The sequence below is a fragment of the Streptomyces albireticuli genome, assembly GCF_002192455.1.
GTDB lineage: Bacteria > Actinomycetota > Actinomycetes > Streptomycetales > Streptomycetaceae > Streptomyces > Streptomyces albireticuli_B.
The window spans coordinates 5,536,243-5,559,896 of record NZ_CP021744.1; the positions used below are offsets into that span (position 1 = coordinate 5,536,243).

A 23,654-nucleotide genomic window follows, 5' to 3' on the forward strand; every position below is an offset into this window, starting at 1 on the left:
CGAGCCGGGCCCGGCCTCAATCCCCCGGCGGCCGCCGCGGGGGCCGGGCACCGGGTCAGGTCAGCCGCCACCCGCTGAACTCCGCCGTACCGCGCTCGCCGCTGCCGTCGTTGCCCGCGGTCAGGAACATGCCCACGTCCTGCCACGCCGCCGCGCCCGGCGCCCGTACCTCGGCGACCGGCCGCCATGTCGCGCCCTCGTCCGTGGAGCACTCCGCCCGGTACGTGTCCGTGGTGGCCCGGGTCAGCCTGAGCCGGACGGGAGCCTTGATGCCGGTGATACGGCGGTAGCCGTCGAACGTGCCGTCGCCGTTGGAGTCGTACGACACCACGACGCCCTGCCCCGGCGTCACGGCGAGGTTCACCGCGCCCGGCGAGCGCCCCGCGAGACCGTTGCGGACGATGACGCCCGACCTCGCCCAGCTTCCCGTGTCGGTCTGGGCGTCCACCCGCACGGTCACCGCCGCCCCGACGGCCAGCGACCCGGCGCGGTAGACGGTGCCGAACTGCTCGGTGCCCTTCCACAGGTCCTCGCCCGCGCCGTCGATCGCGAACCGGTCCTCGCCCAGCCGGCCGAAGACGGCGGCGTTGTTCGTCGCCGTGCGCCAGCCGGTGCCCAGCGGTCCGGCCAGGAACAGGGTGCCGGTCCGCACCGAGCGCACCCGGTCCTCGCCCCGCGGCCCGTAGACCGCGCCGACCTCGTACGGCACCCGCTGGAGCGGGCGTTCCAGCGGTGTCGCCGGCGCGGTCACCCGCCAGCGGGCCGAGCCCGTGGCGCCCGGGTCCAGCGCGGGCAGCGAGGTCGCGCCCTGCGGCGTGGCCGCGAGGCCCGTGACGGCGAGGTCGACGCGGCCGGTGCCTCGCAGGCCGTTGACGTTGGCGAGGGAGACGGTGACGGTCGTGACGCCGCCCGGCGCGACGGCCGCGGGCAGCGCCGACGTCGACAGCGCCCCCTGGTACGGGGCGGTGGCGAGGGCGTCCCGCACCCGCAGCGCCGTCCGGTGGGCGTCGCCCACCGGCCGCCGCGGATACTCCTTGGTCTCCCGCGTCCACGGTTCCTCCACCGTGAACCAGTCCACGGGCCTGGGCGGCCGGTCCTCCCGCAGCGCGTCCTCCAGCGCCTCCAGCCAGCGCCGCCAGCGCGGCATGTAGAAGTCGCCCATCAGACCGTGCCAGTCGCGGTTCGCGTAGTCGTGCAGCTTCCCGCCGTCGGACGTCGCCCGCCCGCCCCACACGGTCACCAGCACCCTGGCGGTGCGCTCCAGCTCGGCCGCCTCCGCCGGCCCGGCCGCCCACGCCCGCGCCGCCGCGTTCCACGGCCCGAGCAGGAACTCCCGGTGCGTCCCCGCGACGTCGTCGGCCAGCCGCATCAGCTTCAGCCACAGCGCGGCGAGCGCGCGGAACGCGGCCAGGTCCTTGCGCTCGTAGGCGCTGCGCAGCTCGGGCAGCAACTGCCGGCTGCGGTGCGCGAGCGCCTGCCGGGCGACGTCGACCAGGTCGAAGCGGTAGGTGTCGGTGGCGCGCAGCGGGGCGCCCACGGCCAGCAGCCCGGCCAGCGCCGCGTCGAAGCGGGCCGGGTCGTAGGACAGGGCGCTCGGCGCGTACTCGCCGGCGCGGTCGGCGGCCAGGTCCGGGCGGGCGGCGAACAGGCTGTCGTGCGGGTCGCTGCGCTCGGGCGCCTCCTGCCGGTAGGCGGTCTCGCACAGCGCGGTCCAGGCGCGCCGCGCGGCGGCGTCCTCCCGCCCGTAGCGGAAGGCGGCGTACGCCCCGAACCACTCCGCGCGGTCGGGCGCCCGGTCCTGCCAGGCCAGCTCCGAGAAGAACTCGAAGGCAGCCGGGTCGCGGTCGGCGGCCTCCGGCATGTACGCGGTGCCGACGAGGGCGCTGCCCGGCTTGTCGCGCCAGGCGAAGAACTTCTCGGTCCACAGGTGCGTCTTGGCGCCGATCGTCGTCCGCCCGCCGAAGTTCGGGATGGTGCCGAAGGCGTACGGGGTGCCGCCCCAGTCCTTCTCCCGGTCGGTGATGCCCTTGAACCGCTCCGAGATCCCGTCGACGATCAGCATCCGCTTGCGGTCGACGGCGTTGAGGAGCTCGGGGAGCGGGTTGTCCTGCCAGCCGAGGATCACCCAGGTCGCGTCCGGGTGGGCGGTGCGCAGCGCCCGCTCGACGCTCCTGGCGGCGGCCGCGACGGGGACGCCGCCGGCGGTGCCGCCCTCGTGCAGCAGGTCCATCTTGAAGTGGGCGGCCTTGCCGAAGAGTTCGGCCTGGTGGCGGTAGTAGGCGGCGGCCACGCGCGGGAAGGCGTCGGTGCGCGGGTCGAGCCAGTCCGGGCGGCGGAAGCCGTGCCAGATTCCCTGCGGGACGACCGCGGCGCCCGGGTTCCGGGCGGTGAAGCCGTCCGGCACGGATCCGTAGTAGCCGGGCAGGACGGGGGCCATGCCGAGCTCCCGCAGCCGGTCGGCGATGCGCCGGCCGAGCGCGGCCCGGCGGGCGACCAGGGCGGGGGAGAGGGGGCCGCCGTAGCCGCTGAGGTTCTGGAGCAGCCACCACGGCTGGTGCGAGGGCGCGGGCAGCCAGGCGCGGGACTCGGCCTCGGAGTACCCGAAGTCCTGCCAGAGGCGGTGGTAGACGGCCTCGTGACCGGCGATCAGCAGCACCTCGTTGCAGCCGTGCAGGGCCAGGATGTCGATCATCCGTTCCCAGTAGGCCCAGTCGGCGTACGGGGAGGTGTAGCCGTCGTTGGTGTCGTTGAGGGCGAAGCGGTGCCGGAGCGCGGTGGAACGTTTCAGCCCCCGGGGCGGCGCGGGCAGGGTGCGGGGCAGGTCGAGCTGCCGCGCGTTCCAGGTGAGATGGGCCCGGCACGCGTACTTCAGGTACCAGTGCACGCCGGTCAGCAGCACCGCCGGGCTCGTGCCCGCCACCTCGATCCGCCCGGCGGCCCCGCCGACCTCGAACCGCTCCCGGCCACCGGTGAGCGGGGTCAGCCGGAACTGCGCCGCGTGCGCGCCGAGCAGGCGGCGGAGGGCGGCGGCGGCCGGGGCCGTGGAGAAGGGAGCGGACGGGGCTTGTGCGTTCGGCGCGGCTCCGGCGGGGGTCGCGGAGGCGAGGGCGGCTCCGGCGCCCAGGGCTCCGGCGGCGCCCAGGAGCAGGCGTCTGGACGGGCCGGCCGGTGGCTCCGGCGGGGGCTCGGGCCGGGGTCCGGTCGACGGTCCGGGAGGGTTCGACGGCTCGGTCATGGCGCTCCCCACTGTGCGGTGTGCGACAACGGACGCGTGCGAGGCGCACGCTAACCGGCGGCTCAGGGGGGAGCAATGGGGCGCGCGGGGGTGTGGGCCGGGGGATCTTTTCCCCAGCCCCGCCCCTTCCCGTAACCGGGGCTCCGCCCCGGACCCCGCGGTTACGGGCAGGGGCGGGGCTGGGGAACAAGCCCCGCGCAGCGGCACCCCGCCCCCCGCCCCACCCCGCCGCCCCCTTACCCCTCCCCACCCCGATCCAGATACGCCAACACCGCCAGCACCCGCCGATTGTCGTCATCCGACGGCGGCAACCCCAGCTTCGCGAAGATGTTCGACGTGTGCTTGGCCACCGCCCGCTCCGTCACCTGGAGCCGGTCGGCTATCGCCGCGTTGGACCGGCCCTGTGCCATCAGCTCCATCACCTCGCGCTCGCGCGGGGTGAGCCGGGCCATCGGCCGGTCCCGCTCCCGCCGGGACAGCAGCTGCGAGATGACCTGCGGGTCCATCGCGGTGCCGCCCCCGGCCACCCGCCGCACGGCGTCCACGAACTGGTCCGCGTCGAAGACCCGGTCCTTGAGCAGATAGCCCACGCCGCCGCTGCCGTCGGCGAGCAGCTCCCGCGCGTAGAGCTGCTCCACGTGCTGGGACAGCACCAGGACCGGCAGGCCGGGCGTCGCGCGCCGGGCCGCGAGCGCGCACTGGAGCCCCTCGTCCGTGAACGACGGCGGGAGGCGTACGTCCACGACCGCCACGTCGGGCCGGAGCTCCGCCAGCGCCCGGGTGAGCTCGGGGCCGCTCTCCACGGCCGCGGCGATCTCGAAGTCGTAGGCCTCCAGCAGCCGGACCAGGCCGTCCCGCAGCAGGAACAGGTCTTCGGCGAGCACTACGCGCACGGGGGCTCCATGATCGGGAGGTCGGTGCCCCGGGCGCCGGGCGGGCGGGGGCCGTATCCCTTCCATGTTCGCCGATGCGGGGAGGCGCGGAGGACCCGCGTCGGGCCTGACGCACGGTCACAGGGCCGGGTGCCGGCGGCGTCTGTACCGCCCGGTGTCACCCCAGCACGCAGGGGATCTCCATCGTCACCATCGTGGGCCCGCCCTCGGGGCTGCTGACGGCCAGCACCCCGTCGAACGCCCCGAGGCGCCGCTCGATGCCGAGCAGTCCCGTGCCGCCCCCGGTTCCCGGCCGCGGGGCGCCGCCGCGGCCGTTGTCGGTCACGGCGATCCGCAGCGAACCGTCGGCGTGGTGCACGTCCACCCAGACCCGCCGGGCGCCGGAGTGCTTGGCGGCGTTGGTGAGGACCTCGCTGACCGCGAAGTACGCCGCCGACTCCACCGGTGCCTCCGCCCGGCCGGCCAGCTCCACGTCGACCTCGACGGGCAGCGGCATCCGCAGCGCCAGGGCCCGTACGGCGTCGCCCAGGCCGCGCTCGGCGAGGACCGGCGGGTGGATGCCGCGCACCAGGTCGCGCAGCTCGGTGAGGGCCTCCGCGGAGTCGGCGCGGGCCGCGGCCAGCAGCCGCTTGGCCTGCGCGGGGTCCTTCTCGATCAGGGCCTCGATGGTGCCGAGGCTCATGCCCATCGCCACCAGCCGGGCCTGGGCGCCGTCGTGCAGGTCCCGCTCGATGCGGCGCAGCTCGGCGGCCGAGCTGTCCACCGCGTCGTGCCGGGACTCGGTGAGGCGGTCGACGCGGAGCGCGAGCTCGCGCTCCCGGGTGGGCCGGAGCAGCTGCGCGGCGAGCAGGGCGTGGCCGCGCATGAGGTACGGGTTCACGAGGAGGCCGACGATGCCGAAGCCGACGCCGGTGGCGGCCGCCAGATTCGCGGTGAACTGGTCGGTCACGGGGACGAACGTGAACCAGAACGTGCCGTCGGCCCGCACGATCGGCTTCCAGACGCCGAGGGCCAGCACCGGGCCCCAGACCAGGTAGAGGAGCAGGGCGGCCGGCAGCAGGGCGAGCACCGTGCCGACGGTCATGTCCATGAGCAGCCACTGGAGGTCGCGCCAGGTCGCCTTGTCCTTCAGCAGGGCCACGCACTGTTCCACCTGGCCCACGATCCCGGCGCGCGGGGCGGGCGGAGCCGGGTGGTACGGCGTGGGTATCCGCACGCCCGCCCAGGCCTCCGCCTGCCCTCGGCGGGTGTCCGCGTAGGCCCGTACGGCCCGCACGGCGACGGGTGTGGTGACGAGGCCGACGCCCAGCACGATGAAGCAGATCGAGAGCACGGTGAGCACGAAGAGCAGGATCGACGTCACCAGCCCGAAGACCGCGAGCCACAGTCCCCTCGCGCCCGCCAGCAGTGCGTTGCGGACCTTCATCCGGTGTTCTCCTCGCGCCTGTTCCCGGCACCCGCCCTTCGGGTCCCGGGAACAGTCTGCGTGATCACGTCCGGCCGGTCACGGGGGCCACTACCCGGCACATGGTGTACCTGAGTACACCCCGAACCCCTCGCTGACCTCGGCGTTCGTCCTCGTCGGCGGCGCGGCGCCACGGGGCCGGCTCAGAAGGCGATCGGCGGCGCGTACTTGTACCCGACCCGGCGGACGGTGACGATCGAGGAGCGGTACTCGGCGCCCATCTTGCGGCGGAGCCGGGCCACATGGACGTCCACGGTGCGGCCGTCGCCCACGTGCCCGTAACCCCAGACCGTCTGCACCAGCTGGTCGCGGGTGTGCACCCGGTTCGGGTGCGCGACGAGGTGCGCGAGCAGCTCGAACTCCAGGTACGTCAGGTCCAGGAGCCGGCCCGCGACCCGGGCGGTGCGCTGCTCGGGGTCGATGCTGACCAGGGCGTCGCCCTCGGTGGCGGCGGGCGCGGGGGCCGGCTGCTCGGCCGGTACGAGCACCAGGTAGCCGATCATCGGCGGCTGGCCCGGCAGCGTCGGCACCGTGTGCTGCGGCGCGGGCAGCCACGTCGCCGCGCCGGAGTGCAGGAGCTCGGCGACGGGCGGGACCTCGTCCGGGGCCACGGCGCGGAGTCGGTGGCGGTGGGCGGGGGAACCGGCCGGCGCTTCCTGGGGGGCCGGGGCGGGCACGGTCAGGGTGCGGAGGTTCGTCATGGAGAGCTCAGCTCTTTCGCGCGAGGGACCGTCGAATGGACGTGCTTTGCGCGGGGCCGTTGGCCGGGTGCGGTGACCGGCGGCTGACTTCGACGTGGGGTCAGCGGGGGGAGGGGGCCTGCGCGGAGGTCGCGCGGCAACACACTCGGTCGAAGTCGTCGTGCTGACGGGAAGGCCAGAACGGCTCGAGGTCGGTGCGACCCGTCGCGGTGTTCTGGTAGCTGGCCATGCACCTATTGAAGCATGACCTGGGACGGAACAGCAGGGTCGGCCGGTGCCTCGATACGGAACCTTGGTGTTCGACGGGCGCGGGACGGGCGCCCCGGCGGGCGGGTGCCGGGCCCCGCCCGCCGTAAGCGCCCCCGTTGCGGATCAGCTCTTACCGGCGGTCACCGGGTAGTGGTCCGAGAGGTTGGTGTACGTGTAGTCCTTGCCCCAGCTGGAGACGGTCCAGGGCGCGGACCGCTCCTTGACCACGGTGTTCCGCCAGGTCGCGGGCCGGGCGTGGCCCTTGCGGTGCAGCACGTAGTCGAGGTCCTCGCGGCCGTCCGCCGGGTAGCGGTAGGCGGCGATGGAGTTCTCCTTCGTGTCGAAGGAGTACGGGTGCCCGTCCCGGGTGCCCGCCGGCTCCAGACCGGCGTTCGCGAGCATCGAGGGGTACTCGTCGCCGTGGAAGTCCACGTTCAGGTCGCCCGCCACCATCACCTGCTCGCCCGCCGGGATCTTCTTGGCGTCGAGGAAGGCGCCGATCTGCCGGAACTGCTTGGCGCGGTCCGCCACCGCCTCGCCCGCCCCGCAGCCGCTGTCCGTGGACTGGGCGTGCGTGCCGACCACGTGGACCTTGGCGCCGTTCACGTCCAGCACGGCGTAGGCGAAGCCCTTGTTGGACCACCAGTCCGCGCCGCACGCGTCCGCGAAGATCACCTGCTCCTTGCGGACGATCGGCCACTTGCTGAGGATCGTCACGCCGCCGTCCTCCGGCGTCGTGGCGGAGTAGTTACCGCCCGTGGCGTCCCAGCCGTCCTTGCTCCGGCCCACGACCGGTGTCTGGTGCGGATACTGCCCGGCGGCCCCGGCCTTCAGCGCGTCCGAGGCCTCGTTGTCGAACGCCTCCTGGAGGACCACGACATCGTTGCCACGGAAGAATCCGGCGGCGGTTATCTCCTTGGCGCGGTGGTCCTGGCCCCAATTCGGGTAGAGATTCTTGCTCATGAGGAAGGTGTTGTACGTCAGCACCTTCAACTCCGGTACGGCGGCGCCGTCCGGTGCCGCCGATGCCGCCAGGGCCGGCTGCGGCGCTACGGCGGTGAGGGTGGCGGCCGCGAGGGCGGCGGTGAGCGCGGAGGCGATTCCGGCGCGCTTGACGATCGGCACTGCATCTCCCTGTGGGGGACGGGGGCATCCCTGATGCGGGTGTGACCCCTGATTCGGGTGGGGAAAAGAGCCGTCCACATCAAATCAGCCGCGGTTACGCCCGTATAGCTTTCAGATGATCAATTGCCCTACGGAAGCGGTCGACTTCGCCTTGTGACCGTGGGTAATCCGGAAACGCGGGGGAGGGTCCGCGAAAGTTCTCCCGCGCTCCCGCATGATTAACCGAAGGCGGCGGAAGAAATACCGGACCGTCCGCATTTCGCAGGATTCCGCAGGAGGAGCGCATGCCCAGCACCCGGCCCCAGGGCCTGCTCGTGGATTTCGGCGGGGTGCTCACCACCCCGGTCGGCGAGGCCACCGAGGCCTTCTGCCTGAGCGAGGGGCTGGCGCCCGACGCCTTCGCGAACGTCATCACGGAGGACCCCGTGGGGCGCGCGCTCTACGCGGACCTGGAGCTCGGGCGGATCACCCAGACCGAGTGGAACACCCGCACGGCGCCCCTGCTCGGCGTCGAGGCCGCGGGCCTGCTCGGCCGCGTCCTGGCCGGTCTCCGCCCCGAGCCCGCGCTCCTCGCCGCCGTCGACGCCGCCCGCGCCGCGGGCATCAGGACGGGCCTCCTCTCCAACGGCGTCGGCCGCGCGCCCCACGATCCGTACCAGGACTACGGCCTGGACACCCGCTTCGACGCCGTCGTCCTCTCCGACGGCCACGGCGCCCGCAAGCCCGACCCCGCCCTCTACGCGACGGCCCTGGACCTCCTGGAACTCCCGGCCGGCGCCTGTGTGTTCGTCGACGACTCCCCCCGCAACCTGGACCCGGCGCGGGACCTGGGCATGACCGCCCTGCTCGACACGACCCCGGCCGAGACGGTCGCGGGCCTGGAGGAGATCTTCGGCATTCCTCTCGGCTGAGGCCGCCGGCGCCGCGCGGATCCGTACCCGATAACCCCCACTCGTCTATACATCGCGTGTATACACCCTCTGTAGACTGCCCGCATGTCAATCGGACACACCCTGCTCGGCCTCCTGGAGACCGGCCCGCGCCACGGCTACGACCTCAAGCGCGCCTTCGACGCCCGATTCGGCCAGGACCGCCCCCTGCACTACGGGCAGGTCTACTCGACCATGTCGCGCCTGCTGAAGAACGGCCTCGTCGAGGTCGAGGGCATCGAGCAAGGCGAGGGCCCGGACCGCAAGCGCTACGCCATCACCGACGCCGGGATCACGGACGTCGAGCGGTGGCTGGTCCAGCCCGAGAAGCCTGAGCCGTACCTCCAGTCGACGCTCTACACCAAGGTCGTCCTCGCCCTGCTCACGGGCCGGGACGCGGCCGGGCTGCTGGACGCCCAGCGCGCCGAGCACCTGCGGCTGATGCGCGGCCTCACCGAGCGCAAGCGCTCCGGCGACCTCGCCGACCAGCTCATCTGCGACCACGCCCTCTTCCACCTCGAAGCCGACCTGCGCTGGCTGGAACTCACGGCCGCCCGCCTCGACCAGCTCAGGAAGACGGTGCGACCGTGACCCCGGCCGGCTCCCTCCTCGCGGCCACGGGCCTGCGCAAGGCGTACGGTCCGACGACCGCCCTCGACGGCGCGGAGTTCTCCGTCCACCCCGGCGAGGTCGTCGCCGTCATGGGCCCCTCCGGCTCCGGCAAGTCGACCCTGCTGCACTGCCTCGCCGGCATCGTGCGCCCCGACGCCGGAACGGTCACCTACGACGGCCGCGACCTGCTGGGGATGTCCGACTCCGAGCGCAGCGCCCTGCGCCGGGGGGAGTTCGGCTTCGTCTTCCAGTTCGGCCGCCTCGTGCCCGAGCTGACGTGCGTCGAGAACACCGCCCTGCCGCTGCGCCTGGCGGGCGTCAAACGCAAGGAGGCCGAGGCGCGGGCCATGGAGTGGCTGGACCGCCTGGAGGTGGCCGACGCCCGCGGCAAGCGCCCCGCCGAGGTCTCCGGCGGCCAGGGCCAGCGCGTCGCCGTCGCCCGCGCCCTCGTCACCACCCCCCGCGTCGTCTTCGCCGACGAGCCGACCGGCGCCCTGGACTCCCTCAACGGCGAACGCGTGATGGAACTCCTCACCGGCGCCGCCCGCGAGACCCGCGCCGCCGTCGTCCTCGTCACCCACGAGGCCCGCGTCGCCGCCTACTCCGACCGCGAGGTCATCGTCCGCGACGGCCGCGCCCGCGACATGGCGGGCGCCGGCCGCCTGTGAGACCGGCCGCGCGGGGCGGCAGAAACACCGAGCCCCCGGTGCCCACCGCAAGGGTGGTACCGGGGGCTCGGCCGTCGGCCTCGGAGCTCGGTCCGATTTAGAGGTCGAAGTAGAGGTGCGAAAGGGCTTTGACCTGCATGTACAGGCCTCTAGCGCCGAGCGGGTGCACCAGCGGTGCACCGGAGACCAGGGTCAGGTGGGGTCCTGGTCTCGCCTGGGGTTTCGGGTCGCAGGCTCCCGTCACGGTGGTGAATGCAAGGGCTGAGGAACGCCGAGGGCGTCGCTAGCGGCACATGTGCGCCCAGCGCCATCCCACGGGGATCCGGGGATGGCGTCCAGGCAGTTGCTCTCTCGGATGACGACGATGGCGGGGATGCCGTGGGGCATCCCCGCCATCGTTCGTTCATGCGGTCGGGCCTGTGACCTGCGCGAGGAAGTCGGTGTTCGCCTTCACGTCGTGCCCCAGGGACAGGGCGTTCCGGGGAAGGTCGCCAAGAAGTTCGAGCAGGGGCTGAGTGCAGGGGAGATCGGCGGGCAGGAGGCCGAAGACGTCGGGGTAGCGGTCTTCGGTACCGGCGGTGAAGAAGTCGGTGGCCCCTACGCTTCGGTCCTCGCCGAGGAGGGCGGGCTCGGTGCCGGGGGCGATCTTGGGGAAGAGGATGCGGGCGGCGTGTCCTTCGGTAGCCAGGGTCAGGCCGAGCCAGGAGTGGAGCTGGTCGGGGAAGAACTGGGGCTTGAGCTCCTTGCCGGACTCGTTCCACAGGGGTGTGCGGCTGCCGGAGTGGAGGGCGTCGGTGACCTTCTGGTGCTGGGTGGGGTGGAGCTGTTCGCCGCCGCGGAGACGTTCGCGGACGGTCTCGTACCAGTCGAGGGCGTCCAGGAGGCCCAGGCCGATGGCGGCGGCCGACGGCCAGGGCAGGATCCGTAGCCGGTCGCCCTCGCGGCGGGTGAAGACGCGGTCGTTGGCCAGCAACTGCCAGCCGGCACGGGCGAGGAGAAGGGCGGTGGTGGTCTTTCCGGCGCCCTTGTCGCCCAAGGTCAGCACGGTCTGCCCGTCACGGACGACGGCGGAGGCGTGCAGGATCGACCAGCCGTCCGCGAGGAGTTGCCCGCGGACGACTTCGCGGGCGTGCCGTGCGGCGGCCAGGGCGACGGGAACGTCTTCGCACCCGTAGATGCGCAGGGGCCCGCCGGGCTCGGTCTTGTAGACGATCTTGTCGTCGGGCTGAGAGGCGGCCACGGTGCCGTCGTCGTCCCGGTCGACGTGCATGGTCGAGTTCGCGTAGACGGTCTCCTCGTGGGAGTGGTCGGCCACGCGCTGGGCGATCTCGGTGACCCGGCCGGCGTTGACGTCGGCGATCACTGCTGCGTTGGTGTCCGGGGCGGTGCTGGTGGCATTCCACCAGGGGCCGAAGTAGCGAAGGGCCCAGTCTGTGACCACCGGGCTGTTGCTGGCGACGGTCGCGGCCCGGGTGGCCGTGGCGATACGGACAGCGGTCTGGGGCACTGCGGTCTTCTCCTTCTGTCGGAGTGGCATGGAGACGTACAGGCGGGCCAGGGGCTCGTAGGCATCACGGAGCTTGGCGTCGGCGGCTATCAGCTGACAGGCCTCGGCGGCGTCCAGCCGGGGGAGGCACACGGTCGGGGTTCCGGCGGTGAAGCGCAACGGAATTCCCCTCCACCTCCCCTCGTGGTTGACGCACAACTCCGTCACCGCGTCGTCCAGGCCCAGGCCCGCGCGGAGGGCAGCGATCACGGCCCCGGCCGGGCCGCAGCGGGTACGGCCCAGCCCTGCGTTGATCCGCCGGGGACGGTCGGTCAGCTCGTCGCGGACCTGCCGCAGGGGCACCGGCACGGGCAGGTCGCCGACGCGGGTAGCCGACGCGCACACCACGGCCTGGTCGCCGTGCTCGCCGATCACGTGGCCATTCACGGCCTGTGGGGGCACGTCCAGGAGGCGGGCAAGGGTGAGGCGGTAGCGGGCGGTGTCAGTGTTCGAGCCGACCCCGTACACATGGGGGGAGCCGGAGACCTCGGCGAACAGACGGGTGAGGACGTCGACGGGGTTGGTCACCATGACCACGAGTCCCTGGTAGTGGGCCAGTTTCCGCGCGAGGCCGGCGATGACGGGGGCGTTGGCGTTCAGGCCGGCCATCCTGATGTCAGTGCGGGCGGTGTTGGTGAAATCGCCCCGTGGACAGACGACCACCGCTTCGCAGGAGGCGAGCTGTCCTGCGTCGGTGACGTGGACCGCCCGGACGGAGGAGGCGGTGACCTGGCACATGTCCTCCAGATCGGTCACCAGCGCCTGGGCCGAGAGCCCGGTGCGGGAGACGATGCGGACGGACTCGCACCAGCCCCCGGCGGTCAGCAGCATGGCCACGCTCTGGCCGACGGCCCCGGCGCCGATCACTCCGACCGCGCCGACCGGCGGTGGCGTCACCGGTCGGCCGCCTTCGCCACGTCGGCCAGGGCGAGCCGCCACATCGCCCGCGGGTCCGTCCCGGCGAGCAGGTTCGCGGTGGTGCGGTCGAGCAGGGTGCACACCGCCACGGCCTGTTGGGTGATCTTGGCGGCGTGCTCGGGCAAGGGCAGGTCAGTCGGGCAGGTCAGGTAGGTGCTGAGGATGTTGGTGGTGTCCATCAGCCACAACACCACCAGGTGCTTGATCCATGCGGCTCGCTCGTCGGGCCCGAGGTCGGCGGTCAGCGCGTCGGCGAAGGCCGCGATGCCGCCAACGAGCGCTTTGGCCGCTGCCCGGTCCGGAGGGGAGGCGACCAGGTTCAGCACCGTCCGCGAGACCAGCTTCGCCGCATCCGTCTGGGGCCGGCCGCGGGCAAGGCCCGGGTCGAGGAAGACCGGACGGCCCTCGGGGCCATCAGGGAAGACCGCGTGGTCCGGCTTGAGGTCGCCGTAGACCACCGGCCGCCGCCCGGCCGCCGGAACCAGTTGCAGCCGCCGCAGCCTGCCCACCACGCCCGCCAACACTTCACCCGTCTGCCCCGCTTTACGCAGGTAGGTCGGGCCGCTGATGCCGTTGAACTTGCGGTGAAAGGTCGGCCCAATGCCCCGTTCGACGATCGCCACTTCGTCCACGGACCTGGCGACCGCAGGCCGCTGGAGACCCGCCAGCTCCACCAGGATGCGGGTCATCAGCTCGCCGGTGCGGTGGGGTTCCTTGGCCAGCAGGTCGGCCAGCGTCGGGCCCGTCACGTGCTCGGTGAACAGCACCCCGCCCTGATGCCCGGCGACGCGGCAGGCCAGCACTCCGGCCTCCTCGCGCAGGATGTCCAGTCCCCGGGCTTCCCGCTCCAGCAGAGTGCCCGGCGAGCCCTGGTAGGCCGCCTGGGCGGCCCGGACCTGAGCCCAGTCCCCGGCCGTGCCTCGCAGCACCGACACCAGCGAGAGGCCCAGCAGTGAGATCTTGGCGAACAGGGCCCGCTCATCCACCTGAACCCGACGGACATAGGCCGTCACGCTCGGCGTGTGCACTCCGAGCCGCACCACGGCCCCCGGCCACAGCCTGGCCGCGGCCTGCTCGATCTGCTGGTCCGCGTAGGCGAAGACGTCCGCGGACGCCGGGGCGGCGCTCGATGTTCCCGCCATCTCAGTGGCCCTCCGGCCATGACACCGCCACGCCACCATCCGCACGGTGGGGCAGGCCGTGGCCCACGATGGCAGCCAGGCCGCTGGCCGCCGCGAGCGTGCCGAGAGCCCAGATCCAGCCGAGCGTCACGCCCAGCCAGTCGCTGTGGGGCTTCCTGTCGCTGGTCGTACGGGACTTGTACGTCACCGTCGTCTCCTTCGGGAATGGATGCAGCGGGCCGCCGGCACGGCGAGGAGACAACTGGTGGGCGCCGGGGGCCCGCTGCGGCTTCAGAGGCCGCCAGTCAGTCGGGCAGGGAGCTGCCGGGACCAAGGGGAGAGTCAGGATGCGTTCGGGCAGTTCCGGGCGGCTGCGATTAAGTGAACCGGCCGTCACACACAGTGGGTACGGTGAAGGCGAGGCCAAGCGGTATACGCGGTTTACAGCCCCAGGACGGAGAAGGTCATGGCGGCAACCAACAGACCAAATATCCGTCTGCGCGAGGTCATCGACGCGATCGGCTGCACGTACGAAGCACTGGCCAAGGACGTGCGCCGGATCGCCGCGGAGAACGGCGAGATCATCCAAACCAACAAGTCGGCGATCTCCCACTGGGTGAACGGCACCCGGCAGCCCGCTGGTCAGACCGGCCACTACCTGGCGGAAGCCCTCTCGCGCAGGGCCGGCCGCACCATCACCCTCACCGAGATCGGCCTGCGCGACCCCGAAGCCACTGTCCCCGACGACCCCGATCCCGTCGTCACGGCGACCGATCTCGGCCGCGCCGACGTCGAGCGACGCCGCTTCCTGGCCGTGGCCGCCTTCACCACCGCAGGCGTGGCGATGCCCCTGGCCTACGACCACGAGACCGCAGCCCGCATGCTTCGCGCACGCACCGGTAGATCCCTGGTCGGGGCGGAGGACGTCGAGGTGGTCCGCCAGATCACCGCCGCGTTCAGTGCCGCCGACGAACGCCTGGGCGGTGGCCACGGGCTCACCACCGTCACCGCCTACCTCGCCGACACCGCATCCCCCATGCTTCGCGCCCGCTTCCCCTCCGACGCCTTACGCCGCGCCGCCTTCGGCGCTGTTGCCGAGCTGGCCTACCTCGCCGGCTGGAAACACCACGACCTCGGCCAGGAAGGCGCTGCCCAGCGCTACTACCAGGTCGGCTACCAGCTCGCCTGCGAAGCCGACCCGCACGGTCACGCTGCCTGGATGATGCGCGCCCTCGCTCACCAGGCCCTCAGCCTCAAGCAGCCCCACCACTGCGTCGACCTCGTCGAAGGAGCCCTCAGCCGCGGCCTCGGCCACGTCGACGGCCAGACCGAGGCACTACTCCACATCACCCACGCCCGCGCCTTCGCCGCAGTCGACGAGCGGTCCGCAGCGGCCCGCGCCCTGCTCGCAGCCGAGAACGCCCTGCTCCGCGACGACTGCCCACAGCCCAGCTTCTCCCTCGTCAGCGGGCCGGCCGCCGGCACCGTCGCCAGCCACACGGCCCGTACGCTCACCGACCTCGCCGATCACGTCGGCACCGAGCAGCAACACCGCGACGCGCTCGTCCGCTGGGACCCCGAGAAGTACAAGCGCGTCCACGCCCTCACCCACGCCGACCTCGGCGACAGCCTCGCCGCCCAGGCCCGCGCCGATGAGGCCGTCGCCGCCTGGAACCAGGCCCTCACGCTGATGGAGGGCATGACCTCCAACCGCACCCGCAAAGCGATCACATCCATCCGATCAACCCTGGCGATCTATCAGCGGCGCAAAGTCCCCGGCGCCGCCGAACTCGCCCGCCGCGCCCGGGAGGCGCTCGCCTAACATGCCCACCAACCCGGCCGACGAAGGGACCCCCGTGGCTCAGCCGACAACCGATGACCAGCCCAAGGCGCTCAAACCCGCCCTGGAATCCATGACCCTGCTGGTCGCCGCCGTCATCGTCCACGACAAGGCCACCAACCGCGTGGTCCTCCTCCAGCGCAGCGACCAGGCCAAATTCGCCAAAGGCAAGTGGGACCTTCCCGTCGGCAAGAGCGAGCCCGGCGAGCCGATCACCGAAACGGCTGTCCGTGAGCTGTACGAAGAGACCGGTCTGACAGTGAAGCCGGAGTCCCTGAAGGTTGCCCACGTCATCCACGGCGCCTGGGGCGTGGAGGCCCCCAACGGCTTCCTCACGGTCGTCTTCGTCGCCCACGAGTGGGTCGGCAAGCCCGAGAACCGCGAACCGCGCAAGCACGCCCAGGTCCGCTGGGTCGACGCCGACGCGATCCCCGAGAACTTCGTGGACACCACCGCCAGCGCCCTCCACCGCTACCTCACCGGCGGCCCCCAAGTGTCACTGGACGGCTGGAAGTAGGTGCTTGCAGGGACAGCTGAGCACCGCCTGGACCTGCTTGACACTGGCGCCATCAACGGTAATTGAGCGGCTCTACACCGGTAACGGTACACAAGAAGCAGTTCTCGCCAAAAAGCCTTCAATAACGATGAAATCCAGCCGACCCATTCGGTTCCTCAGGACCGATTCAAAGCATCACTGCAAGGCTATCCCGGCAGAGATGCAGGGCCTGCCTGTATCGCCACCGGGGGTGTCGACATGGCTAAGACTCGTAGGGGCTACCACCGTGCAGCGCATTATGTGAGGCCAACTACCATTTCCAGCCGCGCAAAGAAGCCGACAACCTGGATGATCGTCGTCGGCGTCGTGCTGGTAATTGCAGCTTGGAACACCTTCTTCGGGAACCATTCTGAAACGTCAACGCAACAGCCCGATCCCCCTGTCGCCTCCGCCCGCCCGTCCCGATAAGCGGTTCAGGCGGGCAATTCAGAGACAGTCGGTCGAGGCCTATCCACCTTTGGTGCGGACGCCTCGCCTGAAGAACTGCTTCCAGGCGGCACTTCGAGACTTCTCCGCCTCACCCGGGACTTCCGTAACAGATTTATCTTTGGTGACGACGGCTCGATCTTCTTCATCTCGAAGCCGTTTCCAGGTCTTCTTCCAATGCGTCACTTCATTCTCTGGCACACCGCATGCCGAAAGATATGCCTCGACGGTACGCCACAGCTTCGGCATCGATTCTCTGCTCTGAAGGCTGCTTACAGTCCCCTTCGATATCTTCCCGCCCGAGTAGCGGCTGATATCCAGATTTCTCATACCGCTCACCTCTCGCACGCGCCTCAGCGAGAGGATGAATCCCTGAGCGGTCCGAATGCCATTCGGGTCCGGCCAGGACCGAACAGCCACGCCAGACTCTTGTCTTGATTCATGCGCGAGAGGAGGCTGACGATAGGCAGGGTTGCGACCGAGGGCAAGCCACCCAGCAGTGTTACGGTCCCGCTTCTGGGGCGCAGGACGCCCCTTGGCTTTCAGCCGCTTCCGAATGTGCGTGAAAACATCGTCAAGGTCCAGTAGCGCAGGTCCCCCTGGGATGCCGCACCTCAGAACCTCGATCAGTTCCCCGGTGAACGCGGTGAACGGTTCGCCAGGTGGGGCCAAGGCAACCTTGTCTCTCGGCGCGGAGGCGATGACATAGCTACCCTCGATCTCCGCGTGATCCATCAGGTCGGAGGGGCCACTCATCGCCCCAAGGGCCTTGCCGCTGAAACAGCAATCGAGCACCACCACGTGTCGTTCTGCCCGCCCGTGCAAGACCATGTCTCGCAACTGCGCGTACCGTAATCCAGTGTCCTCACGCTGCAGCACGGAACCCGTTGCCGCCAGATAAAGCTCCCCGCCCCCGCCATAGCCCAGAAGGCCGTGACCGGCGTAATACACCAACAGCGTGTCGGTAGCTTCGTCAGCAGCGACTTGTACTGCATCAAGAACCTGAGTCGCGTTGGTTGGTTCACTGACAACGATGCAGCTGTCTCGGTTCAAGCCCCAACCAAGTGGCCCGGACAAAGCCTGTGCCAGCGCTCCCAGATTGTTGGCAACCGCTGGCAAGGCATCCAGATGACTGTACTGGCTGGTTCCTATCAGCACAGCACGAGAAGCGCCAGGATCTGGTAGGCGACTCACAGGCGTCGACCTTGCCTGTCGTCCTCTCCCTCAAGCATCGCGATCACTCGTCGAATCTCTGCTTCATCACCGCTTGAGATGGTAACGACCACCTCGCCGCGCCTCACCGTAACCGGCGGTTCTCGACGGCGCGTCTGCCGCCACGTCACAAGTGCAAGAACGAAGTTGGCAGCGCTCCAGCCGTTTTCCGTGATGAGTTGGAGGGCTTCAGCTGCGGAACCCATCTCGCCCGGTCCCGGGGGGTGCTCCAACAGGTCGTAGGTGGCGGTCCGGCGGAGATCCGGCTCATCTCGCAACCAGGCATGCAGGGAACGCAGATCATCGCCGTCCCCAGTCCCTACCTCAATACGCAAGGTGCCCCCTACCCCGCTCGCAGACGGAAAACGGTCGTGCACGAAGCCTGTACCCATCCTCCCGCACGCCCCGCCCAGGGACCACACGTTTGGCCTCATCGGCCCAGGACTGTCGCACCCCATCGCCAGCAATCGAGAAAAGTCTAGGTCGGCGACTCGCAGCAGCTATCACCGCAGGTCACCGATCCGCCCCGCTACTAGGAGACGAAGAAGGCTGCCGCCGCACCCAGAGTCCGGACAAGCAGCGAGGGCCGCTACCCCGACTATGGGGTAGCGGCCCTCGCTGGCATTTCTGACGTCAAGTCAGGGAACTGGCAGGGCGGTGCACGCCAGGTGCACAAGGGGGTGGAAATCAAGCGGTGACAGTGAGAACTACTGAGAAGAGTTCTCGCAGGTCACAGCCTGTTTCCAGGACTTCAGCCCAGGTCGCCCGACCCTGCCTCTTAGATGTCGAAGTACATCTCGAACTCGTGCGGGTGCGGACGCAGCTGGATCGGGGCGATCTCCTGCGTGCGCTTGTAGTCGATCCAGGTCTCGATCAGGTCGGACGTGAAGACGCCGCCGGCCTGGAGGTACTCGTTGTCGGCCTCGAGGGCCTCGAGGACGGCCGGGAGGGAGGTCGGGACCTGGGGGACGCCCGCGTGCTCGTCGGGGGCGAGCTCGTAGAGGTCCTTGTCGATCGGCTCGGCGGGCTCGATCTTGTTCTTCACGCCGTCGAGGCCGGCCAGGAGGAGGGCCGAGAAGGCGAGGTACGGGTTCGAGGACGGGTCCGGGGCGCGGAACTCGACGCGCTTGGCCTTCGGGTTGGAGCCCGTGATCGGGATGCGCATCGCGGCGGAGCGGTTGCGCTGGGAGTAGACCAGGTTGACCGGGGCCTCGAAGCCGGGGACCAGGCGGTGGTAGGAGTTCACCGTCGGGTTGGTGAAGGCCAGCAGCGACGGGGCGTGCTTGAGGATGCCGCCGATGTAGTAGCGGGCGGTGTCCGAGAGGCCCGCGTAGCCCTGCTCGTCGTAGAAGAGGGGCTCGCCGTTGCTCCACAGCGACTGGTGGACGTGCATGCCCGAGCCGTTGTCACCGAAGATCGGCTTCGGCATGAAGGTCGCGGTCTTGCCGTTGCGCCAGGCGACGTTCTTGACGATGTACTTGAACAGCATCAGGTCGTCGGCCGCGGCGAGCAGCGTGTTGAACTTGTAGTTGATCTCCGCCTGGCCGGCCGTGCCGACCTCGTGGTGCTGGCGCTCGACCTGGAGGCCGGCCGCGTCCAGCTCCAGGGAGATCTCCGCGCGCAGGTCGGCGAAGTGGTCGACCGGCGGGGCCGGGAAGTAACCACCCTTGTAGCGGACCTTGTAACCGCGGTTGTTCTCCACCGCACCGGTGTTCCAGGCGCCGGCCTCGGAGTCGATGTGGTAGAAGGACTCGTTCGCCGCGGTGTTGAAGCGGACGTTGTCGAAGACGTAGAACTCGGCCTCGGGGCCGAAGTACGCGGTGTCCGCGATACCGGTGGAGGCGAGGTACGCCTCGGCCTTCTTCGCGATGTTGCGCGGGTCACGGCTGTACTGCTCGCCCGTGATCGGGTCGTGGATGAAGAAATTGATGTTGAGCGTCTTGTCCCGGCGGAAAGGATCCACCCGGGCCGTGCTCACATCGGCGCGCAGGGCCATGTCGGACTCGTGGATGGCCTGGAAACCGCGGATCGACGAGCCGTCGAAGGCGAGCTCCTCGGCCGGGTCGAACGCCGCCGCCGGGATCGTGAAGTGCTGCATCACGCCAGGCAGGTCGCAGAAGCGGACATCGACGAACTTGACGTCCTCGTCCTTGATGAACTTCTTGGCGTCGTCGCCGTTCTGGAACATCCAACTCCTCCTAGCCCGGCCGTGCGCGGTCGGGGTTGTTTCGGTGGCGCAGTCCATATGCGGGTTCATATGCAGTGTGGCGCGCTGACGCCGACCCTAGAGAGACGGGATTTCTCAAGCATGACCCATTTGTTTCGCCGAGGTTAACCGGGCCGAAGCCCGGATCCGGTCCGGGACCGGTCCGAAACGCCGAATGCGCGGACCCGGCCGGAAGGGAACGTATGCGGTCGCAGTACCGTGGACGGGTGGACAACAGGCAAGCAATCGGCTCATGGCTCTCCGGGCCGCGCGCGGCCGCCGAGGAGATGGGCGTCGACTTCGGTTACCGGGGCGAGCGCCTCGGGCTGCCGGAGAGCGGGCCGGGCTCGGTCGCGCCCCTCGGCCGGCGATTCGGCGCGATCTTCATCGACTGGGCGCTGTGCATGCTCATCGCCTACGCCCTTCTGGCGGACGGCAAACCCCAGCAGACCGGGAACTGGGCGCTGCTGATCTTTTTCGTACTCAGTGTGATCACTGTGGGTACGGTCGGCTGCACCCCCGGGAAGCGGCTGCTCGGGCTGCGGGTCGTCGGCGAGGCCGGCGGCCGCCTCACCTTCCCGCGCGTGCTGCTGCGCAGCGTGCTCCTGGTCGCCGTCATCCCGGCGGTCATCTGGGACCGCGACAGCCGCGGCCTCCACGACCGCCTCGCCCGCGCCGTGCAGGTGCGGATCCGGTAGTCCCGGCGGTCACGCGGAGAGACAGCCGTCACGCACGAACGAGGCGGGGGCGGAACCGATCCCGGTTCCGCCCCCGCCTCGTTCGTTCCATGAGCCTCACGGCTCGTTCCGCGGGCCTCAGCGGCCCTTCGGCATCCGCATGCCCTTCGGCATCGGACCCTTCGGGATCGGCATGTTGCTCATCAGGTCGCCCAGCGCGCGCAGCCGGTCGTTGACGATCGTCACCTGCGCGCCCGGGAGCACCCGCGGCAGCTTGAGCAGCGTCGTGCGCAGCTTCTTGATCGGCACCTGGCCCTCGGCCTCGCCCACGACGATGTCGTGCACCGGCACATCCGCGACGATCCGCGCCATGCGCTTCTTCTCGGCCGCGAGCAGGCTCTTCACCCGGTTGGGGTTGCCCTCCGCGACGAGCACGATGCCGGCCTTGCCCACGGCCCGGTGCACGACGTCCTGGCTGCGGTTCATCGCCACCGCCGGGGTCGTCGTCCAGCCACGGCCCACGTTCTCCAGGACCGCGGCGGCGGCACCCGGCTGGCCCTCCAGCTGCCCGAAGGCGGCGTGCTCGGCGCGGCGTCCGAAGACGATCGCCATCGCGAGGAAGGCCAGCAGGAAGCCAAGGATGCCCAGGTAGATCGGGTGATCGATCCAGAAGCCGATCGCGAGGAGGACACCGAAGGTGACGATTCCCACAGCCGCGACGACAAGACCGACCTTCGAGTCGACCTTTTTGGTCATCTTGTAGGTCAGGGCGATCTGCTTCAGTCGCCCGGGGTTCTCGGATGTTTCCTTCCTCGCCATACGGCGAAGTTTACGTCGCCTGCGGACCGGGGGCCGCCACGGCCTCCAGGACGTGCTGCGCCTCGCGGCGGTCCTTGGCCCGGCGGCGGTCCTCCAGCACCGCGGTCCAGGCGTTCCGGCGGGCGGTGCGCTGGCCGCCACGCATCAGCAGCCCCTCCAGCGCGCGCAGGGCACCCCCGACGGACGGAGGCCGTACGGAGAGCGTGGCGGGCAAGGCGGTGGGCAGAGCGGACGAGGCTCGTACCGGCGCGGGCTGCATGTCGAGGTCCCCTCGGGAGCGGAAGTGGTGACAGGGCAGCGGGGGGCTGGCGGTGCGGTGACGTGCTGCTGAAGAACTGATGCGGTGCGTACAACCATCGTCACTGAACGGTGTTACCAATGGATGACCTGTTGGTCAAACACCTATGAAACGTTGACGCGGCCGGTGCCCCCACGATGTCGTGGGGGCACCGGCCGCGTCGAATTCCTCCGCGGGAACCGGACAGGGGCGGGATCAGACCGCCTGGCCCGCCGCCGCCGTGCCGCGGCGCTCCATGGCCTGCTGGTACAGCCGCCCCGCGCGGTACGAGGAGCGGACCAGCGGGCCGGACATGACACCGGCGTAGCCGATCTCGTCCGCCTCCTGCTTGAGCTCCACGAACTCCTGCGGCTTCACCCAGCGCTCCACCGGGTGGTGCCGCGGCGACGGGCGCAGGTACTGCGTGATCGTGATCAGCTCGCAACCCGCCTCGTGCAGGTCGCGCAGCGCCTCGCTGACCTCCGCGCGCTCCTCGCCCATGCCGAGGATGAGGTTGGACTTGGTGATCAGCCCGGCCTCGCGGGCCTTGGTGATCACCTCCAGCGAGCGCTCGTAGCGGAAGCCGGGGCGGATGCGCCGGAAGATCCGGGGCACGGTCTCCACGTTGTGCGCGAAGACCTCGGGGCGGGAGGCGAAGACCTCCTCCAGCAGCTCGGGCACCGCGTTGAAGTCGGGGGCCAGCAGCTCGACCTTGGTGCGGCCGCTCTCCCGGCCGGCGGTCTGCTGGTGGATCTGGCGCACGGTCTCCGCGTACAGCCAGGCGCCGCCGTCCTCCAGGTCGTCGCGCGCGACGCCGGTGATCGTGGCGTAGTTCAGGTCCATCGTGACGACGGACTCGCCCACGCGGCGCGGCTCGTCGCGGTCCAGCGCCTGCGGCTTGCCGGTGTCGATCTGGCAGAAGTCACAGCGCCGGGTGCACTGGTCGCCACCGATGAGGAACGTCGCCTCCCGGTCCTCCCAGCACTCGTAGATGTTGGGGCAGCCCGCCTCCTGACAGACGGTGTGCAGGCCCTCCCGCTTCACCAGGCCCTGGAGCTCGGTGTACTCGGGACCCATCTTCGCCCGGGTCTTGATCCACTCGGGCTTGCGCTCGATGGGGGTCTGGGCGTTGCGGACCTCCAAGCGCAGCATCTTGCGTCCGTCGGGTGCGACAGCGGACACGTCCGGCTCCCTATGACTTCGATTCCTCGGCGAACACCAGGGTACGCCCGTTAATTCATACGTGTTTACGTGCGAAGGTTACGGATGGGGCAACCCGCGCGGGGGGAAGGTCATTCCCCCTCGGCTCGCGGCCGTGCCGCCTACACCGCTCTCGGCAGCGGTTCCGCCGACTCCAGGACCTCCCGGAGCCGCTTCTCCACCACCGGCAGCACCTCCGCCACGCCCACCCGCCGCCCCAGCTCGTTCGAGAGCGAGGTCACGCCCGCGTCGCGGATGCCGCACGGGACGATCCGGTCGAACCAGGTGTTGTCGGGATCACAGTTCAGCGAGAAGCCGTGCATCGTGACGCCCTTGGCGATCCGGATGCCGATCGCCGCCAGCTTGCGGTCCTCACGGCGCTGCCCGGCGTTGGACGGGGCGTACTCCGGGCCGTTGAGCCGGGGGTCGAACTCCTCGTCCGCCAGCCGCGGGTCGAAGTCCAGGGACAGGCCGCCGACCGCGGGGCGCTCCTCGACCGGGTCGCCCAGCACCCACACCCCGCTGCGCCCCTCGACCCGGGTGGTCTCCAGGCCGAAGTCGGCGCAGGCGAGGATCAGGGCCTCCTCCAGCCGGCGCACGTGCGCGATCACGTCGACCGGGCGCGGCAGCTTGAGGATCGGATAGCCGACCAGCTGGCCGGGACCGTGCCAGGTGATCTTCCCGCCCCGGTCCACGTCGACGACGGGGGTGCCGTCCAGGGGGCGCTCGCTGGCTTCCGTGCGCCGTCCGGCTGTGTAGACCGCCGGGTGCTCCAGCAGCAGACAGGTGTCCGGGAGCTCGTCCGCGAAGCGGGCCGCGTGCACCCGGCGCTGCTCCTGCCATGCCTCCTGATACTCGACGGCGTCCGTCCCGAAGCCCAGGTGGACAAAGCGCAGCTCACTCACGGCAGCTCCTCTTCGAACCTACTCGTACTCTTGCAGCTCTTGCAGCTCTTGCAGCTCTTGCAGCTCTTGCAGCT

At 70.6% G+C, this 23,654-nt stretch carries 21 protein-coding genes; 6 read left to right on the forward strand and 15 right to left on the reverse strand.

Going from position 1 to position 23,654, the window contains the following annotated elements; genetic code table 11:
• Window positions 1-55: 55 nt before the first annotated feature.
• The 5 genes from SMD11_RS23935 to sph all read right to left on the reverse strand — a co-directional run bounded on the left by SMD11_RS23935 (window position 56) and on the right by sph (window position 7,668).
• A complete protein-coding gene (locus SMD11_RS23935; protein ID WP_087928392.1) occupies window positions 56-3,235 on the reverse strand; it encodes an alpha-N-acetylglucosaminidase in 3,180 nt (1,059 codons plus the stop codon).
• 236 nt (window positions 3,236-3,471) lie between these two features.
• Window positions 3,472-4,128: a LuxR C-terminal-related transcriptional regulator gene (locus SMD11_RS23940; protein WP_087928393.1), complete on the reverse strand. Its 657-nt coding sequence runs from the start codon at window positions 4,126-4,128 to the stop codon at window positions 3,472-3,474.
• Between the two features lie 157 nt (window positions 4,129-4,285).
• Complete coding sequence (locus SMD11_RS23945; RefSeq protein ID WP_087928394.1) at window positions 4,286-5,554, reverse strand: sensor histidine kinase; 1,269 nt, start codon at window positions 5,552-5,554, stop codon at window positions 4,286-4,288.
• A 182-nt stretch (window positions 5,555-5,736) separates the two neighbouring features.
• Window positions 5,737-6,294 carry a winged helix-turn-helix domain-containing protein gene (locus tag SMD11_RS23950; protein ID WP_087928395.1) on the reverse strand — a complete coding sequence of 186 codons (558 nt, stop codon included), beginning with the start codon at window positions 6,292-6,294 and terminating at the stop codon, window positions 5,737-5,739.
• Between the two features lie 372 nt (window positions 6,295-6,666).
• Window positions 6,667-7,668: a sphingomyelin phosphodiesterase gene (gene sph, locus SMD11_RS23955; protein ID WP_087928396.1), complete on the reverse strand. Its 1,002-nt coding sequence runs from the start codon at window positions 7,666-7,668 to the stop codon at window positions 6,667-6,669.
• Window positions 7,669-7,952: 284 nt separating this feature from the next.
• On the opposite strand from sph, the gene SMD11_RS23960 reads away from it, so the two are divergent.
• The 3 genes from SMD11_RS23960 (at window position 7,953) to SMD11_RS23970 (ending at window position 9,877) form a co-directional block, all read left to right on the forward strand.
• Window positions 7,953-8,579, forward strand: a complete 627-nt coding sequence (locus SMD11_RS23960; protein WP_087928397.1) for an HAD family hydrolase — start codon at window positions 7,953-7,955, stop codon at window positions 8,577-8,579.
• A gap of 84 nt (window positions 8,580-8,663) precedes the next feature.
• Window positions 8,664-9,188, forward strand: a complete 525-nt coding sequence (locus tag SMD11_RS23965; protein WP_087928398.1) for a PadR family transcriptional regulator — start codon at window positions 8,664-8,666, stop codon at window positions 9,186-9,188.
• Entirely contained in the window at window positions 9,185-9,877 is a 693-nt protein-coding gene (locus SMD11_RS23970) for an ABC transporter ATP-binding protein (RefSeq protein WP_087928399.1), read from the forward strand. The genes SMD11_RS23965 and SMD11_RS23970 overlap by 4 nt, the downstream gene beginning before the upstream one ends.
• A gap of 403 nt (window positions 9,878-10,280) precedes the next feature.
• Here SMD11_RS23970 and SMD11_RS37115 read toward each other — a convergent pair whose 3' ends face one another.
• The 3 genes from SMD11_RS37115 to SMD11_RS23990 are packed head-to-tail and all read right to left on the reverse strand — an operon-like array spanning window position 10,281 to window position 13,670.
• Window positions 10,281-12,320 carry a lactate/malate family dehydrogenase gene (locus SMD11_RS37115; protein ID WP_324614770.1) on the reverse strand — a complete coding sequence of 680 codons (2,040 nt, stop codon included), beginning with the start codon at window positions 12,318-12,320 and terminating at the stop codon, window positions 10,281-10,283.
• Window positions 12,317-13,483, reverse strand: coding sequence for a hypothetical protein (locus SMD11_RS23985; RefSeq protein WP_087928400.1), 1,167 nt, complete (start codon window positions 13,481-13,483; stop codon window positions 12,317-12,319). The genes SMD11_RS37115 and SMD11_RS23985 overlap by 4 nt, the downstream gene beginning before the upstream one ends.
• 1 nt (window position 13,484) lies before the next feature.
• Entirely contained in the window at window positions 13,485-13,670 is a 186-nt protein-coding gene (locus tag SMD11_RS23990) for a hypothetical protein (protein ID WP_087928401.1), read from the reverse strand.
• A gap of 258 nt (window positions 13,671-13,928) precedes the next feature.
• On the opposite strand from SMD11_RS23990, the gene SMD11_RS23995 reads away from it, so the two are divergent.
• A complete protein-coding gene (locus SMD11_RS23995) occupies window positions 13,929-15,284 on the forward strand; it encodes a transcriptional regulator (RefSeq protein ID WP_087928402.1) in 1,356 nt (451 codons plus the stop codon).
• 1 nt (window position 15,285) lies between these two features.
• Window positions 15,286-15,819, forward strand: a complete 534-nt coding sequence (locus SMD11_RS24000) for an NUDIX domain-containing protein (RefSeq protein WP_087928403.1) — start codon at window positions 15,286-15,288, stop codon at window positions 15,817-15,819.
• A 486-nt stretch (window positions 15,820-16,305) separates the two neighbouring features.
• Here SMD11_RS24000 and SMD11_RS24005 read toward each other — a convergent pair whose 3' ends face one another.
• The 3 genes from SMD11_RS24005 to glnA form a co-directional block, all read right to left on the reverse strand.
• Window positions 16,306-17,442, reverse strand: a complete 1,137-nt coding sequence (locus tag SMD11_RS24005) for a caspase, EACC1-associated type (protein ID WP_234366152.1) — start codon at window positions 17,440-17,442, stop codon at window positions 16,306-16,308.
• A 32-nt stretch (window positions 17,443-17,474) separates the two neighbouring features.
• Window positions 17,475-17,954, reverse strand: a complete 480-nt coding sequence (locus tag SMD11_RS37355) for an effector-associated constant component EACC1 (protein ID WP_418952534.1) — start codon at window positions 17,952-17,954, stop codon at window positions 17,475-17,477.
• 320 nt (window positions 17,955-18,274) lie between these two features.
• Window positions 18,275-19,684 (reverse strand): type I glutamate--ammonia ligase, encoded by a 1,410-nt coding sequence (glnA, locus tag SMD11_RS24010; RefSeq protein ID WP_087928405.1) that lies wholly within the window; start codon window positions 19,682-19,684, stop codon window positions 18,275-18,277.
• A gap of 245 nt (window positions 19,685-19,929) precedes the next feature.
• Between glnA and SMD11_RS24015 the strand changes: the two genes are divergently transcribed.
• A complete protein-coding gene (locus SMD11_RS24015; protein ID WP_087930702.1) occupies window positions 19,930-20,400 on the forward strand; it encodes an RDD family protein in 471 nt (156 codons plus the stop codon).
• 117 nt (window positions 20,401-20,517) lie between these two features.
• Here SMD11_RS24015 and SMD11_RS24020 read toward each other — a convergent pair whose 3' ends face one another.
• The 4 genes from SMD11_RS24020 to lipB all read right to left on the reverse strand — a co-directional run bounded on the left by SMD11_RS24020 (window position 20,518) and on the right by lipB (window position 23,580).
• Window positions 20,518-21,198, reverse strand: a complete 681-nt coding sequence (locus SMD11_RS24020; RefSeq protein ID WP_087928406.1) for a DUF4191 domain-containing protein — start codon at window positions 21,196-21,198, stop codon at window positions 20,518-20,520.
• A gap of 10 nt (window positions 21,199-21,208) precedes the next feature.
• The gene (locus SMD11_RS24025) at window positions 21,209-21,457 is read right to left on the reverse strand and encodes a hypothetical protein (protein WP_199843938.1); all 249 of its coding nucleotides are present in this window, start codon (window positions 21,455-21,457) and stop codon (window positions 21,209-21,211) included.
• 234 nt (window positions 21,458-21,691) lie between these two features.
• Window positions 21,692-22,657 (reverse strand): lipoyl synthase, encoded by a 966-nt coding sequence (gene lipA, locus SMD11_RS24030; protein ID WP_087928407.1) that lies wholly within the window; start codon window positions 22,655-22,657, stop codon window positions 21,692-21,694.
• 140 nt (window positions 22,658-22,797) lie between these two features.
• On the reverse strand, window positions 22,798-23,580 hold the full coding sequence (gene lipB / locus SMD11_RS24035; RefSeq protein ID WP_087928408.1) for a lipoyl(octanoyl) transferase LipB: 783 nt from the start codon (window positions 23,578-23,580) through the stop codon (window positions 22,798-22,800).
• Window positions 23,581-23,654: the final 74 nt, after the last annotated feature.

Bases quoted from the DNA above. Each gene is read 5' to 3' on its own strand.
- SMD11_RS23935 (WP_087928392.1), bottom strand. From the start codon at position 3,235: ATGACCGAGCCGTCGAACCCTCCCGGACCGTCGACCGGACCCCGGCCC.
- SMD11_RS23945 (WP_087928394.1), bottom strand. From the start codon at position 5,554: ATGAAGGTCCGCAACGCACTGCTGGCGGGCGCGAGGGGACTGTGGCTC.
- SMD11_RS23950 (WP_087928395.1), bottom strand. From the start codon at position 6,294: ATGACGAACCTCCGCACCCTGACCGTGCCCGCCCCGGCCCCCCAGGAA.
- SMD11_RS23960 (WP_087928397.1), top strand. From the start codon at position 7,953: ATGCCCAGCACCCGGCCCCAGGGCCTGCTCGTGGATTTCGGCGGGGTG.
- SMD11_RS23965 (WP_087928398.1), top strand. From the start codon at position 8,664: ATGTCAATCGGACACACCCTGCTCGGCCTCCTGGAGACCGGCCCGCGC.
- SMD11_RS23985 (WP_087928400.1), bottom strand. From the start codon at position 13,483: ATGGCGGGAACATCGAGCGCCGCCCCGGCGTCCGCGGACGTCTTCGCC.
- SMD11_RS23995 (WP_087928402.1), top strand. From the start codon at position 13,929: ATGGCGGCAACCAACAGACCAAATATCCGTCTGCGCGAGGTCATCGAC.
- SMD11_RS24000 (WP_087928403.1), top strand. From the start codon at position 15,286: ATGCCCACCAACCCGGCCGACGAAGGGACCCCCGTGGCTCAGCCGACA.
- SMD11_RS37355 (WP_418952534.1), bottom strand. From the start codon at position 17,954: ATGGGGTGCGACAGTCCTGGGCCGATGAGGCCAAACGTGTGGTCCCTG.
- glnA (WP_087928405.1), bottom strand. From the start codon at position 19,684: ATGTTCCAGAACGGCGACGACGCCAAGAAGTTCATCAAGGACGAGGAC.
- SMD11_RS24020 (WP_087928406.1), bottom strand. From the start codon at position 21,198: ATGGCGAGGAAGGAAACATCCGAGAACCCCGGGCGACTGAAGCAGATC.
- SMD11_RS24025 (WP_199843938.1), bottom strand. From the start codon at position 21,457: ATGCAGCCCGCGCCGGTACGAGCCTCGTCCGCTCTGCCCACCGCCTTG.